The 19,283-nt window shown below is 44.1% G+C and carries 16 protein-coding genes; 8 read left to right on the top strand and 8 right to left on the bottom strand.

All coding sequences use genetic code 11. The features are described from left to right. Nucleotides 1–12 precede the first annotated feature (12 nt). Nucleotides 13–1,620, bottom strand: coding sequence for a nitric oxide reductase transcriptional regulator NorR (gene norR, locus L5L77_RS08765; RefSeq protein ID WP_242068390.1), 1,608 nt, complete (start codon nucleotides 1,618–1,620; stop codon nucleotides 13–15). Between the two features lie 226 nt (nucleotides 1,621–1,846). Here norR and norV point away from each other — a divergent pair, with 226 nt between their 5' ends. Both norV and norW read left to right on the top strand, forming a co-directional pair. Further along, nucleotides 1,847–3,376, top strand: coding sequence for an anaerobic nitric oxide reductase flavorubredoxin (norV, locus tag L5L77_RS08760; protein WP_263186742.1), 1,530 nt, complete (start codon nucleotides 1,847–1,849; stop codon nucleotides 3,374–3,376). Then, nucleotides 3,369–4,535, top strand: a complete 1,167-nt coding sequence (gene norW, locus L5L77_RS08755; RefSeq protein WP_263186741.1) for an NADH:flavorubredoxin reductase NorW — start codon at nucleotides 3,369–3,371, stop codon at nucleotides 4,533–4,535. Before norV ends, norW begins: the two co-directional genes overlap by 8 nt. A gap of 115 nt (nucleotides 4,536–4,650) precedes the next feature. Here the strand turns inward: norW and katB are convergent, their stop codons facing one another. The 6 genes from katB to fkpA form a co-directional block, all read right to left on the bottom strand. After that, nucleotides 4,651–6,126, bottom strand: coding sequence for a catalase KatB (gene katB / locus L5L77_RS08750; protein WP_263222579.1), 1,476 nt, complete (start codon nucleotides 6,124–6,126; stop codon nucleotides 4,651–4,653). Nucleotides 6,127–6,453: 327 nt separating this feature from the next. Next, nucleotides 6,454–6,696, bottom strand: a complete 243-nt coding sequence (locus L5L77_RS08745; protein WP_028761593.1) for a YgjV family protein — start codon at nucleotides 6,694–6,696, stop codon at nucleotides 6,454–6,456. 82 nt (nucleotides 6,697–6,778) lie between these two features. Beyond that, nucleotides 6,779–7,216: a PaaI family thioesterase gene (locus L5L77_RS08740; RefSeq protein ID WP_028761594.1), complete on the bottom strand. Its 438-nt coding sequence runs from the start codon at nucleotides 7,214–7,216 to the stop codon at nucleotides 6,779–6,781. Between the two features lie 105 nt (nucleotides 7,217–7,321). Next, on the bottom strand, nucleotides 7,322–7,777 hold the full coding sequence (locus tag L5L77_RS08735; RefSeq protein WP_263163751.1) for a hypothetical protein: 456 nt from the start codon (nucleotides 7,775–7,777) through the stop codon (nucleotides 7,322–7,324). Between the two features lie 110 nt (nucleotides 7,778–7,887). Continuing rightward, on the bottom strand, nucleotides 7,888–10,500 hold the full coding sequence (gene exeM, locus L5L77_RS08730) for an extracellular exonuclease ExeM (RefSeq protein ID WP_263186739.1): 2,613 nt from the start codon (nucleotides 10,498–10,500) through the stop codon (nucleotides 7,888–7,890). A gap of 618 nt (nucleotides 10,501–11,118) precedes the next feature. Beyond that, nucleotides 11,119–11,886 (bottom strand): FKBP-type peptidyl-prolyl cis-trans isomerase, encoded by a 768-nt coding sequence (gene fkpA, locus L5L77_RS08725; protein WP_105250047.1) that lies wholly within the window; start codon nucleotides 11,884–11,886, stop codon nucleotides 11,119–11,121. Between the two features lie 154 nt (nucleotides 11,887–12,040). Between fkpA and L5L77_RS08720 the strand changes: the two genes are divergently transcribed. From L5L77_RS08720 to pepN, 6 genes are all read left to right on the top strand, one after another. Next, nucleotides 12,041–12,991: a WD40 repeat domain-containing protein gene (locus tag L5L77_RS08720; protein ID WP_028761597.1), complete on the top strand. Its 951-nt coding sequence runs from the start codon at nucleotides 12,041–12,043 to the stop codon at nucleotides 12,989–12,991. Between the two features lie 9 nt (nucleotides 12,992–13,000). Further along, nucleotides 13,001–13,213, top strand: coding sequence for a SlyX family protein (locus L5L77_RS08715; RefSeq protein WP_006080410.1), 213 nt, complete (start codon nucleotides 13,001–13,003; stop codon nucleotides 13,211–13,213). Between the two features lie 64 nt (nucleotides 13,214–13,277). Next, entirely contained in the window at nucleotides 13,278–13,835 is a 558-nt protein-coding gene (gene def, locus L5L77_RS08710; protein ID WP_263186738.1) for a peptide deformylase, read from the top strand. Continuing rightward, nucleotides 13,835–15,238 carry a COG3014 family protein gene (locus tag L5L77_RS08705; protein ID WP_263222576.1) on the top strand — a complete coding sequence of 468 codons (1,404 nt, stop codon included), beginning with the start codon at nucleotides 13,835–13,837 and terminating at the stop codon, nucleotides 15,236–15,238. Before def ends, L5L77_RS08705 begins: the two co-directional genes overlap by 1 nt. 69 nt (nucleotides 15,239–15,307) lie before the next feature. Then, nucleotides 15,308–15,901, top strand: a complete 594-nt coding sequence (gene lpoB / locus L5L77_RS08700; RefSeq protein ID WP_173246506.1) for a penicillin-binding protein activator LpoB — start codon at nucleotides 15,308–15,310, stop codon at nucleotides 15,899–15,901. A 256-nt stretch (nucleotides 15,902–16,157) separates the two neighbouring features. Continuing rightward, nucleotides 16,158–18,791, top strand: coding sequence for an aminopeptidase N (gene pepN, locus L5L77_RS08695; protein ID WP_105250049.1), 2,634 nt, complete (start codon nucleotides 16,158–16,160; stop codon nucleotides 18,789–18,791). 258 nt (nucleotides 18,792–19,049) lie between these two features. Here the strand turns inward: pepN and L5L77_RS08690 are convergent. Next, a partial coding sequence (locus L5L77_RS08690; RefSeq protein WP_263186340.1) for a transposase occupies nucleotides 19,050–19,283 on the bottom strand: 234 nt, incomplete at its 5' end.

The following is a 19,283-nucleotide window of genomic DNA, read 5'->3' as shown; positions in this document are numbered from 1 at the left end:
TCACGCAATATTTTATTCTTTTAAACCTAACCGTTTTGCAAGTCGGTGCAAATTACCTGTATCGATTTGCAATATTCTTGCACACGCAGCCCAATTTTGTTGATTCGCGGCTAAAACTTGACGAATAAGTTGACGCTGATATCTCTCAGTCGCCGCCTTAAGCCCCAGTATAACACTGGAATTATCTTGCGATTGTCGCTCACGACAGGCCGACTCAGACCTAAATGCTAATTCACTGGCTGGCGTTGCGGCATCTGATGGCCTATCTTCGTCGACTGTTCTGTGTGCTTGATTCATCAAAGAATCGAGCTGAAAATGTTTATCACTTAAGCTGATGTAAGCCGTTTTTAGCTCGGCTTTCGCCAACACCGCAGCCCTGTGTATCGCATGCTCTAGCTCACGCACATTACCCGGCCATGTGTATTGCTCTAATAACTGCTGCGCTGCGGGTGTGATATTGATATGGGTGAGTCCTAACTTCGCTTTACAACGTTCAAGAAAAAAACCTGTCAGCATAACAATATCTTGCCCACGCTCTCTTAATGGTGCTACGTGGATAGGAAATACGCTCAACCTATGGTAAAGATCGAAACGAAAGCGCCCTTCCGTTGCCTCTTGGTGCAGAATTCGATTAGTGGCGGCAATAATCCGAGTATTAACTTTTAGGCTCTTATCACTGCCCACTCGCTGTAATTCACCGTATTGTAAAACCCTCAATAACTTAGCTTGCAGCCCCAAGGGAAGCTCCCCGATTTCATCTAAAAACAAGGTCCCCTTGTCAGCGAGTTCAAACTTGCCTTGCCTATGACTGATTGCCCCCGTAAATGCCCCTTTTACATGCCCAAATAACTCGCTTTCGGCGACGGACTCCGGCAATGCAGCGCAGTTCAAATAGATAAGTGATTTATCGGCTCTGGTCGATTGATTATGTATCGCCGCGGCCACTAACTCCTTACCCACACCGGTTTCGCCGGTAATTAATACCGATAAGTCAGTGCCTGCCACGGCACTTATCTGCTGCTTTAGCGATTGGATCTGTGTGGATTGCCCTATGATCTCCTGCTGACTAGCAGGACGATTGAGCACCTCAGTGCCATTGGAAACTTCAACAACTTGGGATTCTAGCTGTTGCATCAATAACGCAGTATTAAGACTGGCTGCGGCCAGTGCGCTGATCACACGCAACTCGCTATCACTAAAACCATCAAACTGATGAGGGTTGAAACCATCAATGGTGAGCGCCCCAATTAAGCGATCGTTCGCGATTAGTGGTAAACCAATGCAAGCATGTACATGTAAGTTCGCACTATGATGTGGAATTAAACCATCATACGGATCGGGAAGTTCACTGTCGGCAGGGAAACGAACCACATCGCCAGCACGGGCGATAGCCTCTAATCTCGGATGCTCACTAATTTGAAAGCGCCGCCCTAACACTTCGGCAAAGAGCCCATCTATCGCCAAGGGGACAAATTGCTGCTCCCGAAATGCCAATAATGCCGCAGCATCACAATTGACACGCCGCCTGACCACTGCCAACAAACGCTCAAATCTGTCTTGCGTCGACACGCCGACAGTTAAATCTAAGGCTAACTGAGTTAAATCAGCATGGGCACTCATAGCACATCCACAGTCAAATAAAGTCATATTGACAACAGTGTAATGTCAATTTGACCAATGTCAAATTGTCATTATGACACCAACAAGTGATTTCAAATGTTGAAATACGTTAATACCAATAAAAATCAACGTCTTACAATGTTGGCATAGTGAGTGCAATAAGAGATTTAACTAAATAAGCAAGATTTACGTAGCGCATTCATTATTAATTATCACAGGTGTATTTATGACTATTCATGTAAAAAACAATATCCACTGGGTGGGTCAACGCGATTGGGAAGTGCAAGATTTTCATGGTACTGAGTACAAAATAACTAAAGGCACAAGCTACAATAGCTACCTTATCCGTGAAGAAAAAACCGTGTTAATTGATACAGTTGATCATCGTTTTAGCCAGCAATTCTTACAAAATCTTGAAGCTGAAATTAATTTAACCGATATAGACTATATTGTGATGAACCATGCAGAGGAAGACCACTCAGGCGCCCTGACTGCATTAATGGCCAAAATTCCTAACACTCCAATTTACTGCAGTGAAAATGCGGTCGACTCCATTGTAGGACATCACCACCACCCAGAATGGAATTTCATTACCGTAAAGACAGGGGATAGTTTAGCGATAGGCAATGGTAAGCAACTGATATTTATCGAAGCACCTATGTTGCATTGGCCAGATAGCATGATGACATACCTCACCGAAGATGCGGTTTTATTCAGTAACGATGCCTTTGGCCAACACTATTGCGACGAACATTTATTCAATGATGAGGTTGATCAAAATGAATTAATGGAACAATGCCTACGGTACTACTCAAACATTTTAACGCCCTTTAGCAGCCTAGTGACGGCTAAAATTCACGAAGTATTAAGCTTTAATTTACCTGTAGATATGATCGCAACTTCACACGGCATTGTGTGGCGTGATAATCCTGCCCAAATTATTCACCAATATTTAGCTTGGGCCGACGCTTATCAAGAAGACCGCATCACGATTTTCTACGACTCTATGTCCAATAATACTCGCATGATGGCCGACGGTATTGCTCAAGGTATTCATGATGTTGACCCCAATGTAGCAGTAAAAGTGTATAACGTCGCACGTCATGATAAAAACGAAATCCTTGCACAGGCATTTAGGTCAAAAGGTATTTTAGTCGGCTCATCCACCATGAATAATGTGATGATGCCTAAAATTGCCGCCATGCTTGAAGAAATCACGGGCCTGCGTTTTCGCAATAAAAAGGCGGCAGCTTTTGGTAGTTATGGCTGGAATGGCGGCGCAGTCGATAGAATTCACACTCGTTTGATGGATGCTGGTTTTGAAACCTCGGTGGGATTAAAAGTCAAATGGCGTCCCGATCGAGATGCGATGCAAGAATGCCGTCAGCACGGCCAGCGAATCGCGCGAGAATGGGCATTGCGTCCCCTCGATAGCGCGAATAGTCGCTCTATCATTAATCAAGTCATGTCAAAACCTAACCAAGCCACCACAGCCAGTCAAATAGCTGAAAATACTGCTACTAATAACGTCCCTGTGACGGCACCGATTGCAACAAAAGCGTGCGAATTAAATGATACACAATCAATGATTTGCACCGTTTGCCAATGGGTTTACGACCCTGAAAAAGGAGAGCCTAATCAAGATGTCATTGCTGGCACACCTTGGACTCAAGTGGCCGAAGACTTCCTCTGTCCCGAATGTGGCCTAGGTAAAAGCGTTTTCGCTATCATAAAAAATGAGGTGACTAATGTCTAAACCTATCGTCATTATCGGCAGTGGATTCGCGGCATATCAGCTAGTCAAAACACTGCGACGTTTAAACCGCGAACAACCGATTACAGTTATCACAGCCGACTCTGGTGACGAATACCATAAACCAGATTTAAGCCATGTGTTTAGCCTTAAAAAAATGGCGTCAGACCTCATAAAATTGACCGCGACTGAATTTGCACATGAGCAACAAATTGATGTAATAAATCACTGTGAAGTCATAAAAATAGATAAAGTTCGTCAGGTAGTCTGTTGCCATCAAGGACGCGAAATTGCGTACAAAAAATTAGTGCTTGCCACGGGTGCACGACCCTTTATTCCACCTATAGAGGGGGATGGCGTCGATATCATCCACACAGTTAACAGCTTAATGGAGTATCAGGCCTGCGAAGCAGACATCCATGGCGCGAGGAGAGTACTGGTTATCGGTGCTGGTTTGGTCGGAGTTGAACTGGCAATGGACTTAGCAACTGCAGGTAAGCAAGTGTTTTTGGTCGATCCACAAGCGAGCTTAATGCCGAATATGCTACCCGAAATGTTAAGCCACAAACTGACCGCTGTACTAAAGCAGTATAACGTCACAGTGCAATTGCAAACCCGAGTCAGCCAACTGCAACACCAAGATGGCAGTATCTCTGTGTGCCTAGATAATGACCAGCGGTTTATTTGTGATGCGGTTATCTGTGCAGCGGGACTTCTCCCTAACAGTCAACTTGCCCAGCATGCGGGGCTAGAGGTCAATAAAGGTATCGTCGTTAACGAATGCTTACAAACCAACGATGCCCATATTTATGCGCTAGGTGATTGCGCCCAAATCAACGGCCAAAATAGGGCCTATTTGCAACCTGCGTTACTGAGCGCCAATGCGCTAGCGAACACATTACTGAACCAACCGACAGCAGTGAATTTTCCCGCCATGCTAATTAAAGTGAAAACGCCACTGTTACCTATGCAGCTCAGCGGTATAACAGTGAATGGCGTCCATCGCTGGCAAGTCGATATTGATGCTCAAGGAAGCTGTATTAAAGCATTCGACGTGGATGAAACATTTATAGGATTTATCGTAACCGAGGATAAAATGCAGCAAGCATTTGGATTGTTAAAGCAACTAAATAGCCCTAACGCAGCACTCATTGCAGCCTAAGAGCACATTAACGAGAATGTTAATATTGTTGTCGCTGATAATAAAAACTGAGTAGAGGCTTCCTACTCAGTTTTATCGTTTCTACTATTATTCAAACATTCGCAACAGCAACAGTTTAAAGACCTAATGCCAGTTTAATACGTTGTCCGTAATCCGCATCGGCTTGAGTAAAATGCGCCACCATACGTTGCTGCACATCTAAACTCGCTTGACTTAATGAACCCGAAATTGTTGCCACTAGGCGCGCTTTCTCCACTTCAGAGAAGATGCGATACAAATTACCCGCTTGGGTGTAATCGTCTTGGTTATAACGGCTATAACGCGCCGCTTCACCTTCTAAACGCAATGGTGGTTCGCTAAAGTTTACTGGCTCAACCAAGGCATCAGCAGTGCTGTTCGGGCCATAGTTTGCCGAAGCGTCGCCACCCGTTTGACTGCCATGGTAAGGGCATTGTGTGCCCGCCATCGCACCTGCACGTTGATGGTGATTTGCCTTAGCGGCATGCGGGCAGTTCACTGGCAATTGGTTGTAGTTAGTACCAATGCGGTAACGCTGCGCATCGGCATAGGCAAATAAACGCGCTTGTAACATCTTGTCAGGTGAAGCCCCAACCCCTGGGACCAAATTACTCGGTGCTAATGCCACTTGCTCAACTTCAGCAAAGTAGTTTTGTGGCAGACGATTCAGTTCTAATACACCAATCTCAAGTAATGGATAGTCGCTATGCGGCCAAACCTTAGTTAAATCAAATGGATTGATATGGTAAGTATTGGCATCTGCCTCAGGCATAATCTGCACATTAACCGTCCAACGCGGGAAGTTACCATCAGTAATAGCAACCACCATATCGCGCTGCGATGAATCGGGATCAATCCCTTTTAATTTATCAGCCTGTTCATTGGTTAAGTTGACCACACCTTGCTGCGATTTAAAGTGGAACTTCACCCAGAAACGCTCGCCCTTGGCATTCCACAGCGAGAAAGTGTGTGAACCATAACCGTGCATTTGACGGTAGTTCGCAGGAATACCACGATCCGACATCAAAATGGTCACTTGATGCATAGCTTCAGGATTCAATGACCAAAAGTCCCACATAGCCTGCGGATCTTTTAAGTTTGTCTTAGGATTACGCTTTTGCGTATGGATAAAGTCTGGAAACTTAATCCCATCTCGTAAGAAAAAGGTCGGCGTATTGTTACCCACGATATCGTGATTACCACGGGTAGTATAAAAACGTAAACCAAAGCCGCGTGGATCGCGCTCTGCGTCGGCAGAACCCATTTCTCCACCTACGGTTGAGAAACGAATAAAGGTTTCGGTTTGCTTACCAACACCATTGAAATGGTCAGCAATGGTGTAATCGCTTAAATCTTTAGTCAGCGTAAATGTGCCGTAAACCCCAGTACCTTTAGCATGCACGATACGCTCAGGAATACGCTCACGGTTGAAATGGGCTAACTTTTCAATTAAATGCCAATCTTGTAATAGCAGAGGACCACGCTCACCCGCCGACAGTGAGTTTTGATCGTCGGCCACTGGGGCGCCGTTTTGGCTCGTTAAGTACTGACTTATTTGATGTTGTTGACTCATGCCCTGCTCCTTAGTCTTGATTGCTGGTTAACCAGGTTTCAATTAAATCGTAAATGGTGGCCATGGTTTATCTCCTTGGCTGGCGACGTGTTGTCGATAGAGCAAGAATAGAGAATTACCACTTGAGAACAAAACGATTAAACTAGATTTATATAATCTAAAAAAAAGATTAAGAATGAGTTTGGCAAGACAGTTAATGAATTACACGGACTCACAGCCAATGGTCCGCTCACATCACTTAAGATGCTGTTGAAAAACCAAATAGCTGCTCAGGACAATGGAGCGAAGTGCGGTGCGAGAAAGCGGAGTTAAGCTGATACACTGCCATTAACTGCTGGATAAGTCGGCTTCACGATAAAGCTTAACCAAATAATAAGTGTCAATCAGCACGATAAAAAAGTTAACTAAGGCAACAGGATAAGCCCCAATTGCCACACCGTAGGCCACAAATAAAGCCGCACCAATGAGATTCCACCAGCGCAGTTTCTTAATGTTTGACATCATCAGTGATATTGCAACGACCACTGAAGCTAAATAACCAACCCATTCCCAAATTGTAGCGTTATCCATATCCAATCCTTATCTATATATTATTTAAATCAAACGATTGATACGCCATTCACACCACAGGTAATAAGCTGGCTCATTGCATTTAGCGTTTAACGACAGCCGCAGTCATCCGTGAAATACAAGTCAGTTCACCCGCGCTGTTGTGGATTAAAATCTCCCATACAGAGCTGCGCTTCCCTAAGTGGATAGGCTTAGCCGTGGCGGTTAATACCCCATTACGGGAAGCCCGTAAGTGGTTAGCGTTAATTTCTTGACCGACACAATAGTACTGCTCAAAATCCACCGCGAAATTTGCCGCATAGCTGGCAACGGTTTCAGCAAGCGCGACATTCGCGCCACCATGCACTATGCCCAAAGGGTTATGCACCGCCGGACTGGCTGGCATAGTGGCCTTCATGTAATCGTCGCCAATCTCACTGATCTCAATTCCTAAAGTCTGCATCAAGGTGCCTTTGCCACCCATACCGGCGTCTAAACGCGCGCAATCCTCTAACGTTACAGCTCTAAACCAAATACTCATTGCAACTTCCTAGTCAATAAAACCAATCAGCAGTTTACTGTGAAGTGGATGAAGTTCAACTAGTTTACTCTCAGCTGGTCACATCAATATCAGCAAAAATAAGGCTCAAACTAACCAAGATTTAACGGTACTTAGCTGACTAAACCAGACAAGAAATAATCCCCACACCACGACTACACTTGGCATAATTAACGCGTCAGCTCCTAGCACCACAGCCGCTTGCTGAATGCAAAATACATAGGTCATTTGCAACAAAATAGCGATAAGCGAGGCGACCAACACTTTATAAGCAATTAATTTTCTGAATAACAATAATAGGCATCCTAGAACCCCTGAAACCACGGCAAAGCCAAACACAGCATCAACCCAAATTGGCGTCGTTTCATAGAGTTTAATTTGATCTGGGCTCATCTGTGCGAGTGCATCTGGCGTCATAGTCATTTGCATCACAAAAGCCATCAGCCCCATGATATTCCACAACAAACTGAGCGTTGCGACAAAGTAAAACCACAGTGGCGCCTTGATATTCATGGTTTTCAGCGGATTTGAGGTGGTATCCATACTCACTCCTAATAAAAACTGAAAAAAAGAGATAAAAAAGGGATGGTTAACCATCCCTTTGTTTCAGTCTAGCTCACAAATTGCACTTGTGAGTTAACCCCATATACAGGTTAACGGCGACGACGCTGCAAACCAAACAAGGACATCAGTGCTAAACCTAAATAACCTAAAGCACCGCCATCATCTTTAGGCTTTGGCTCAGGTTTTGGCGGCACTACTGGCGCAGGATAACTTAAAGCAACAATCACAGGATCATGATCCGATGCAGAAAAAGCATTTTCAGATTTAACCAGATCACCAGAGAACTTTTTACCGTATTCAAACAGGCTAGATTCCACTGAGTTGATATGCCAATCTTCAATATCCACTAAACGTTTGGCTAAGTTAGCATTGGCTAAAGCATGATCTAAGTTACCTAACTCGCCGTTATAGCTATAAGAGAAAGTGCTTGCACCGTGGGCTTTCGTGTTCAAGTTGATAAAGCCATAACCTTTTTCAATCTTGCTGCCTTGGCGTTCAAACACTTTGCCGTCGAGCGTCGTCCACGAAGCGGTCAGGATGTCACGCTCTGACTTGCTCGCATCGAAGTCGGTTAGTACACGGATAGGATCCTCCATACCATAGGCATTCATATCACCGATGATCAGTAAGTCGCCTTTCACGTCTTTTAGCGTTTCACCCAAGACTTTCGCTGCAGATACGCGGAAAGCATTACACTTGCCCTGTTGATCGGCAGGATCAACTGACTCTTCGAAGTTAACCCAATCTTCTAAACAACCTGAGCCTTTAGATTTCAAATGGTTAACGACTACGGTCAGAGACTCATCATGGATTTTAAAGGTTTGCGCTAAGCTATGACGTTGATAAGCATCATTGCCAGGGTTAGTCTCAGTTTTGCCATCTTTTGTGCGAGTCACGCTGCCAGCACTGGCGTGCTGTTCTGGAGTACCGATAACTTGTGCTGCCCCCGCTAAAGCCACTTTACCACCACGGTATAACATGCCGACAGTAATCGCATCTGTGCCAAAGTACTTGCCGTCATACTTATCAGCATCGGTGATTTCAACAAAGCTATAGGCGTTTTCAGGCGTCTGCTTGTCATTTAGTGCATCGACTAAATCCTTAATCGCACTCTTCTCACCAAAACCGTTGTTAGCAATTTCCATCAAACCGACGATATCGGCATTCATGGCGGTAATAGCGCTAACGATTTTAGTACGTTGTAGCACCATTTCTTCCAGCGTTAGAGCGCCACGGTTACTGCCTGATGGATTGGTATCGCCACCATCAACATCGTTAAAGAAGTTCAGCACGTTAAAGCTAGCCACGCGCAGATCTCCCTTAGTTGCGACACTTGGGGCTTCGGTTCTGTCATCACCACGGATAAAATCACCCGCTGTAATAGTATTAGTCGCTACTAAACGATAAGCGCCGTAGCTGTAACCAATCACACCTTGCAGGTTAGTCAGTTGATCGCCAACACGGATGTAACCCGTTTCCACATTGAAATCAGGGAAGTATGGAATAACACCATTGGCAGGCTTGTAATCGGATTCGATAAAGAGTTGGTTTTCGCGGTTAGATTTAACTAATGCCGTTGCTTCAGCAGAAAGCGCTGGATACAGCTGTGTAGGCTTCATTAAAGGCGCTTGATATGACACTAGCATGTTATTGCGACTACCCGCATAGTCAAAGCTGAAGGTACGGCTGATTTTAAGATCACTGCCCGCATCTAAGGCCACATTCATGCCTTCATAGCGCTCTAATGCTTGCGCTAAGGTTTCACCATCGGCCACATAGAAAGGCGCGGCAACAGGGACTTCACCCTTAGCGCCAACATCAAATTTCTTATCGGCTTTAATATCGATTTGAGTTAAGCCAAAGTATTCTTTCACTTTACCCTGCACACAAACTTCAACCCCAGGTTGAATCGCTTCAGGTGCCGCTTCACCTAAGAATACAAATACACCATCAGAGGTATACGGTGAGTTATCACCCTTAACTTCTTGTAAGTAAAAACCTTTAAACAAGCTTTCACCACGGGCAGTCACTACGCCACGCACTGTCACTTCGGCTTCAGATTCGAATGCCCCTGCTGGTACAAATGGGCTCGACTCGCCCGCACCTTGTACTTGATAAATAGGCACAATTGTAGCGCCAGTACAGCTAAAGAGCGGCACTTCTGGCTCAGCAGGCGTTTCTAGTGAACCTAAACCAGAGAAGGTATCTTTAGGTAATTGTTCCCACTGGGCGGCATTAAATACAGTATTCGCCACTAACGCATCTAATTTACGTTTTAAGGTAACGTCTAATCCCCAACCCGTTGGAGTCGGCACATCACCAATAATATCGATGACGGCATCATCTTTCATTAAGGCAACCGCATCACCGCCATTAAAACTTAAACTACCAGAGTAACTATCAACTCCTTGAGCAACAGTAATAGTACCGCTAGTATTTAAAATAACTTTTGTCGATTTTGCCGCAATAGTTTGACCACCTAAAGCCACCATATCCGACGCAACAGTAGCACCATCTTTATAACGAACCAGTTTATAACCCGCGAGATCAATTGCCGTATCGCCGCTGTTATACAGTTCAATCGCTTTATTATTTGAGCTACCTTCAACATATTCGGTGATCATCACATCTGCGCTTGCCATCATAGGCAAAGCCGCTGCTACAGCTAAAGAAATAGCCGTTAATTTATTAACATTATCCATATCATCAACCCCATTATTATAATATTGCCGCTAACTTCTATTAACGTGCGAGCGGATTATTTCAGAGTTGAATGCGTAAAAAAAGAGGGCAAGATCGCACATTGCCAATGTAACACATTGATGAGTAACTAATTATAGACACTTCACTGTTCACCTAACAGAACAGGATGGTAAATCAAAAGTATTAGCCATGTAAAAACAAACAGTAAGAGCAATACACATAAGCTCAAAGCATTTGGCATCCTGCTTAAATAACAATCAATATTTTAATGTGATATTTTGATGATATTATTCGGTATGCAATACCCAATAAAATATAAGGAACACGGGTCCTTAAAAGGTAATGGATATAATTAAAACTTAATTTAGCATTCATTATTTTGAAATAAACATAACAGTCAAACTGCTAAAGTGGATGATTTATACCCTTGGTTATTGCAACAGATTAATGTTGATGATGGGTATAAAAATGAAACATAGAGCCAGCCTGAGAACCAACGGCTGTAAGATAGTGAGCTAAATATTAAAACAATAATGCGAATTTTACAGACAAAAAAATACCGCTCATTTAGGAGCGGTATTTTCAATGGCGGCGTATTACACGTCGCAGCTAATCAATTACTTTTTAGCAGGTTCAGCTACTGGCGCCGCAGAAGCTTTCTCGATTGATTTCAACTCAACTTCGAAAATCAACGTAGAGTTTGGTGGAATAGTACCAGTATCACGTACGCCATAGGCTAATTCCGATGGGATCACAAACTTGTACTTAGCGCCAACAGGCATTAATTGCACGCCTTCAGTCCAACCTGGAATAACGCGATTCAAAGGGAACTTAGCTGCTTCGCCGCGTTTATAAGAACTATCAAACTCAGTACCATCAAGTAAAGTACCGACATAATCCACTTCTACAGTGTCTTCTGCGGCAGGCTTTTCACCCGTGCCTGGAGTTAATACTTCATATTGTAAGCCAGACTCAGTTGTCACTACACCAGGCTTAACCTTGTTTTCTTCAAGGAATTTTTTACCATCTTCGATATTTTTCGCAGAAATCGCTGTTGCTTGTTCCTGACGTTTATCGTTTAACTTTTTATCTAGACCTTGAAGAATGGTTTGCATTTCTTCTTCGGTTAAACTTAATTGGTCATTCAGACCATTAGTGAAACCAGTGACGATCAGAGTGCGATCAACTGGCAGGCCTAATTCTTCTTGCTCTTTGATATGGCCAGACATATAACGACCGATTGAAGCGCCTACACTGTAAGCTTCTTTTTGAGCTTCAGTCGTTAATTCAACATTTGTACTCGTAGCTGCTTTTTCTTCTTGATTACAAGCAGATAGGCCAATAATAGCCAATGCAACTAACGATAATTTATAAATCGATTTCATTAAAGCTTCCTCAGCATCCTCAAGCGGTTACAATAACCTAAGCGTGACAACTTTATACTAGTTATCTCGGTTATACCAACTAGATTCTTTATGGGTTAACAGTGATTAATGTCACTTGATCAAGTCTAAAGACAACAACTTAGGGAGCAAGTTCATGAAGAAAAATCTACTGCTGGTAATTTGCACAGTTTTTCTAATCGCTTGCCACCCCAAAGCAGAAGATATCAGTGTTCTCACGACAGAACCCAGCTATAGCGCGAGCCTATCAAGTAATGGGCAATTCGCCTTAGTTGCCACTCAAAGTAGTGGAGTTCAATGCTGGGATCTCAGTACCCACACCCTCAAATACCAATGGATACATGGCGATATTAATACTGGCGTCACAGGTACAGCGATTTCTCCCAACGGGATATTTGCAGCATCGTTAAGCCGAGATTCAGTTGCTATGTGGAAAATAGCCGACGGTAAGCCTTTGGGCTGGTGGTCCTTACCTTCATCCGGTGAAAGTGTCGCGGTAGCAGATAATGGCGCACTACTTATTGGTTTAAATGATGGTTCAGTCATGTCGCTTAATGCCGAAAAATCTGCCTTAATCAAGTTTCTTGGACATAAAGAGCGCGTCAATAGTGTAGCCCTCTCTGCTGATGGCCGATTAGCATTAACGGGGTCAAATGATATGCAGGCGATTCTCTGGCAGGCACAAACTGGCCAACCGCTTCATACGTGGACACTCGGCAGCCGTATAACCAAAGTGGCACTCAACGACAGTGGTAGTTTAAGTTTTACCAATGGCAGCACAGATGAAGCAAAAATCTGGGATAACACAAGCGGTAAGCTATTAAACAAGCTGGATATTACCCGTCGTCAAATGAACTTTTCAGCGGTGAGGTTTATCAAACAAGACAGCCAGATATTAACAGGTACGCCAGCGCGGGAAGTTATACTCTGGCAACGTGACTCGGGTAAACAAATTGAAAAATGGCAGGTTGCACTCACTAAAAACAGCCAAAATCGAGGAGCCGTTGTATACTCTGTGGCAATTCGAGATACCAATAAAGTCGTTAGTATCAGTAGCCAAGGCTTAGTTGAAACTTGGCAGAAATAGAGGTTAGCCATGCAAGGCGTACAAGCACAGATTGAAGATCTAGAAACCAAATTGGCTTTTCAAGAGCTCACAGTCGAAGAATTAAACCAAGAGGTCATCAAATTAAATCGACTGGTGGCTCACCAGCAACACCAAATTCACATGTTAATTGGTAAGTTGCAGGACATGGAACCGAGTAATATGGCGACTCAGGCTGAAGAAACGCCACCACCACATTATTAACACTGACGCTTTAGATGTTAACTTTGATTAAAAAACAGTTACTGCAAAATATCCAGGGAATGCGATGTTTAAACATTTAATGCCAAAAGAAACCCCAACTCTATTACCCATAGCGTTAGTGGGTGAACCCATTCTAAGGCAGACTGCAATCACAGTGCACCATTTCGATCCAGAGCTCGTGCATCTTGCCGAGCAAATGTCTGCCAGCATGGACGCTGCCAATGGCGTTGGTATCGCAGCCCCCCAAGTTCACAGCCCTTTAGCCTTATTTATTATGGCTTCTCGCCCTAATGAGCGTTATCCCGACGCGCCTAATATGGCGCCTGTGGTCGTGGTTAATCCGCAAATCATTAATGCATCAAGCGAGTTGGTCAGCGGAGAAGAAGGCTGCTTATCTGTACCGGGGCAAAGATTTACGATGCAAAGACATCAAGCCATTGAAGTACGCTATCAAAATTTACAAGGCGAGTGGCAACAAACCGAATTAACGGGCTTTATTGCACGGATTTTTCAACATGAATTTGATCACCTTCAAGGGATCACATTACTCGAGCGTTCACTTATGCCAGAACAGACTCAGGCGATTTCAGCCCAATCCATCAAAAAAGGTGAAGCGCAATAATGAAACTGTCCTTCGTTACACCTTTTTCTCGCGCATTTATTGCACCAACCTTGGCAATGGGATTGGTTTTAAACTTATCGGGCTGCGCTTATAACAGTATTTTCATTAATTATCCTGCGCAGATCGAACCACTCAAACAAGAGCTTAATAGTGCGACTCCCATGGCCGATATCGACAAACTTGCCAGTAATATCAATGGCAATGACGGCTTACTCTATGCCCAAGAAGCGGGACGTATTGCTCAAGTCGCTGGCGATTTTGCTGCCAGTAAAAAATATTATCAGCAAGCAGTAGATGCTTATACCGCCTTTGATGATAAGGCCAAAGTCAGCGTTAGTGACATTGGCGCAACAGCCAGCAGCTTAGTGTTAAACGACAATGCGATTCCGTACCGAGGCCCAGGGTATGAACGCATCATGCTGCACCAATACCAAGCTCTTAACTATTTGTTTAGTGGCGACTATCAGGGGGCTCTAGTCGAAGTTCGTCGCAGTAACGAACTACAGAGCAGCGAGCAAGAACGCTATCAAAAATCACAAAAGTCAGTTCAAGCCATGGCAAACGGCACCATAGATGCCGAGGTTAATAAACTAGGACAAGCCGCGGGCACAGTCACCAGTTCTTTCTTAAACGCTTACAGTTATTATACGACTGGCGTACTGCACGAAGTGCTGGGTGAGCCGAACGATGCCTATATCGATTATCGTAAAGCAGCACAAATCACTCCAGATAACACCTATTTACAACAAGATCTGGTCCGTCTCGCCAAGCAACTCGGCATGCCACAGTATGATGAGTTTAAGCGCCGTTGGGGCGATGCTAAATTGCCCAACCCCAAAGATGGCCAAGTAATTTTGATGGTCGAGCGCGGCTTTGCGCCAGCAAAACAAGCTCTCACTGTACCTTTTACTATCCATGGTAACTGGCAGACAGTGTCACTCGCTACCTACATGCCAAACAATACTTTTGTGCCAGAGACGCAAGTGCAAGGTTTAGGTACAGTGCTGAAAACTGAACCTATTGCCAATATCGATGCCTTAGCCATCACAGCACTCAAGGAAGATCTGCCCGCGACTCTAGTTCGTCAAGTCGCTAGGGTCTATGCTAAATCTGAGATGGCCTATCAGATTGAGAAGAGTGGCAAACCAGGGAACAATGCTGCCGATATTGGCAGTATAGCGATGCAGATTTTTAACGTAGTAACAGAACAAGCGGATCGTCGTAGTTGGCTGACGCTCCCTAAACAAGCACAGATCGGGCGGCGTTATTTGAGTGCAGGTGAATACACTTTGCAGTTAGACAAAGCGCCACCGGCTAAAATTGATGTTGCAGCAGGCAAAACCACCTTAGTCTGGGCAATTGATACTGGTAATTACACCCGAATTTATTCAATAATCATTTAGCCTAGCGGTTGTGGTATTTGAATAAGACGTGTGTCATTAAGTTTATACAATCACAAAATGGAACTGACTATGAAACAATTTAAACTGATTTTTGTACTGGCTGCCGTTATGGGTCTAGCTGCATGTCAATCTAAAGTCGAATATGGCGATGCCACAGAAGTTGAAACCGTCAATGAGAACTTTGGCTCAACGGATCTACAAGCTATTGCAGCCAAGATGGTGGATAGCATGATGACTTTCCCTCCTATCGTGGCAATAACTGCCAATGACCGCCCGATTTTATTTGTTGACAGCATCAAAAACAAAACCTCAGAACATATCGACACTGAGTCTGTCACTGACTCTATCAGTAACAAATTATTGCGCTCAGGCAAGTTCCGTTTTATCGACATGACTAAAGTAGATTCAGTCCGTAAACAACTGGATTACCAAAACAACACTGGCATGGTTGACCCATCAACCGCCATCAAGTTTGGTCGTCAAATTGGCGCTCAATACATGTTATATGGCAATTTATCTAGCATAGTGAAGCAAGACGGTAGCACTAAAGACGTCTACTATAAGATGACAATGCGTTTAATGGATTTAGAAACAGGCCTTATCGAATGGTCTGATGAAAAAGAAATCCGTAAGATGAAGTCTAAGTCTTTCTTAGGCATGTAATTGTCCTATTGGCACTTAATTCTGCCAAACAGTAATCTCAAGAAGCCAGCGTTAACGCTGGCTTCTTTTTACATTTTTAACATTGGTAATCCAAGGTAAATAAGGTAGTGTACTCGGCCAAAATACACTGCGATGATGATGCTCAAAATTGGCGCTGGCGCGAGGGATAATTTGCCACAAAGGCAAACCTACACACACGATATTGAATGCAAACATCCAAGCAGAAAACAAAACAAATCGTTGAAGGATTTAAGTTGTGAACTTGTTTAAAGCCAGTCTCGTTGCCCTTACCTGCGGCACATTAATGTCGTGTGCAACCCAAAGTACACTCAATACAGGTCCACGTGATGCTAGCGCTTATATTAGCCAATATCAGGCTGCGCTTCGCTCGCAGGTCATCTCCGATATTCACTATGACTTGGATTTTCAGCTCACAGGGGATGCCGAGTTTTCCGCCACCTCCAAAGTGACATTTCAATTAAGTGAAGTGCCAAAACAACTGAGCTTAGATTTAAACAAGGCGCAGATAAAACGCTTTATCATCAACGGTACCGCCGTATACCCCAATTACAATGGCGCTTACATCAGCTTAAATACGCGTTTGCTCACCTCAGGTGAAAATACCATTGAAGTGCAATTTAGCCGTGCCCACAGCACCAATGGTGAAGGTTTACACCGTTTTAAAGATCCAATCGATGGCAAGGTCTACCTCTACTCTCATTTTGAACCCGCTGCAGCTCAGCAGATGTTCGCAGTATTCGACCAACCGGATCTCAAGGCTAACTATCAAATTACGGTAACAGCACCCAAAGACTGGCAAGTCATTAGCTCAATGCGTGAAAGCCAAATCACCCCAGCAGGTGCTTACAATCGTTGGACTTTCCCACAAACACCTAAGCTAAGCCCATATAACTTTTCGATGCACGCGGGCCCTTATCACATGTGGCAAGACAACTCAGGCCGCTATCCTATGCGCCTGTTCGCCCGTCAATCCGTTGCAAATCAAGTCACGGAGCAAGATTGGTTTACCTATACGAAACAAGGGTTAACTTTTTTCGATAATTACTTTGGTATTCCTTACCCTTTTAAGAAATACGATCAAATTCTAGTGCCAGACTTCCTTTATGGCGCGATGGAAAACGCGGGCGCAGTGACCTTTTCCGAAGATATCTTCCTTCATAAAGCGGCTATGACAGCGGATCAGAAGCAAAATCTTGCGGGCGTGATCATGCACGAAATGGCGCACCAGTGGTTTGGCGATCTCGTCACCATGAAATGGTGGAACGGCTTGTGGTTAAATGAAAGTTTTGCTTCATTTATGGGTACACTTGCGACTCAAGAAGCCACAGAGTTCACTAATGCTTGGCGTACCTTCTACGCTAAAGGCAAGCAAAAAGCCTATGAGCAAGACAGCTTAGTCACCACGCACCCCATTGAAGTACCCGTAGCAACAACCCAGAACGCCTTCGACAATATCGATGCTATCACTTACCAAAAAGGCGCATCAACGCTGAAACAATTACGCCATTTACTCGGCGACATGGTGTTTCGTCGTGGCGTCAGTAACTATTTAAAACAATACAGTTATCAAAACGCTGAGTTAGACGATTTTATCAATAGCCTAGGGAAAGCCGCTGGCCGCGATTTAAGTGCATGGACTCAAGAATGGCTCTACAGCGCGGGCGTTAACACCATTAAGGCGGAATATCGTTGTGAGGGTAACCGAATCAGCGAATTTAGCCTACGACAGCTCCCTGCAAGCGCAGAACTACCCACATTACGTGAACAAAAAGTCCAAGTGGCTCTATTTACCCAAGGTCGTTTTGATCTGCGAAATGACATTACAGTGCCAGTGACTTACAAAGGCGAGCGTACCGAAGTTAAACAACTGATTGGTGAGCGCTGCCCAGACCTAGTCTATCCAAACTTTGATGATTGGGGCTTTGTGAAAGTCGAGCTTGATGACAAGTCATTTAATACCGCAAAACAACAACTGAGTAATATTTCCGATCCACTACTGAGATCTATGCTATGGCAAAGTCTGTGGGACAGCGTCCGCGAAGGTAAATTGAGCTTAGATCAATACCTAAGCACAGTGTTTGTTAACGCGCCTGCTGAGACGGACTACACAATTGTTGGTCAGATCATCGATAGCATGTTGCGCTCGAAGGAATATCTCGCGCAGATCGCCCCTATTCAGCAAAACTACGCTGAAAATGCAATTAAAGGCTTAAGCCAAATGAGTCTGAGAAAAGCAATGGAAAATAAAGGCGATAATGACTTCCAACGGATCTGGTTCAATGCGTATGTCAGTTTAGCAAGCGACAGAGATTCACTGCGTCATTTAGCACAACTCATTGACGGTGAAACAAAAATTAAGGGATTAACCTTAGATCAAGATTTACGATGGGCAATCATTACCCAGCTTAATCGCTATGATTTTCCTAACGCGCTGCAGCGCTTAACCAAAGAAGCTGCCAAGGATAATTCAGACTCTGGTGAAAAAGCGGCACTTGCGGCACAAGTGATCCGCCCTGAAGCGGCCGCAAAACGTCGTTGGTTAAGTAAAGTCCATCTAGACAGCCTGCCTTTCTCCAAACAGCGGATTATTATGCAAAATCTTTATCCTGCTGAGCAAAAACTATTAAGCGCAGCTACAGCGGAAGAGCGTCTGGCGAGCTTAATGGATATGGACAAAAAAGGGCCAGTATTTATGCGTAATTATAGCCATTTCCTCATCCCAACCGATTGTAATTACACTAGCATAGCGGCATTGGACAAAGTACTTGATCGCCAAACTGGGCTATCTAACCTTACCCGCCGTAATCTACTGGAAACCCGTCAAATAGAGCAGCGTTGTGTGCTGATCAAAAATAAGATGACCCACTAATATTTAGGTCATTTTAAAATGAACAAGGGGCTCCTAGGAGTCCCTTTTTTATGTTCTGTTACAGATGAGTCTTAAACTTGAACCAGCACACAAGATGTTACCCGCGCGAAATTAAGCTCACTAACCTTTGATATAAACAAGCCAGCATTCTGAATAATGAATTAATCACACTCACAACCAGTGACCTATTTAATTAAATTGTTAGCTTGAGCTTATGTATTTTAACGGCTTACTGACGATAACTAACCTGAGATCGGTTTAACTAGCCATAACTGTAATAGCATTAAACTCCGCATTAGTGAGGTTCAGTTGTGGCTTATTGTCTTTCAATTGATAGGCGATGAGTCCCGCAATCATATTGAGCATAAAACCATGCACGCTGCGGTGTCTTGAGTGCTCTATTTGAGAGATATTTTTTAACTGGTCGTTGATGGTTTCTATGATAAAACGTCTCGACAGCATCGCTCTATCCCACAACGACATTGCCTTCGC

This window comes from Shewanella sp. SM29 (genome assembly GCF_025654245.1).
Classification (GTDB): Bacteria; Pseudomonadota; Gammaproteobacteria; order Enterobacterales; family Shewanellaceae; genus Shewanella; species Shewanella oncorhynchi.
The sequence above is the reverse complement of the archived record's forward strand: the minus strand, read 5'-3'. Positions and strand labels throughout refer to the sequence as shown.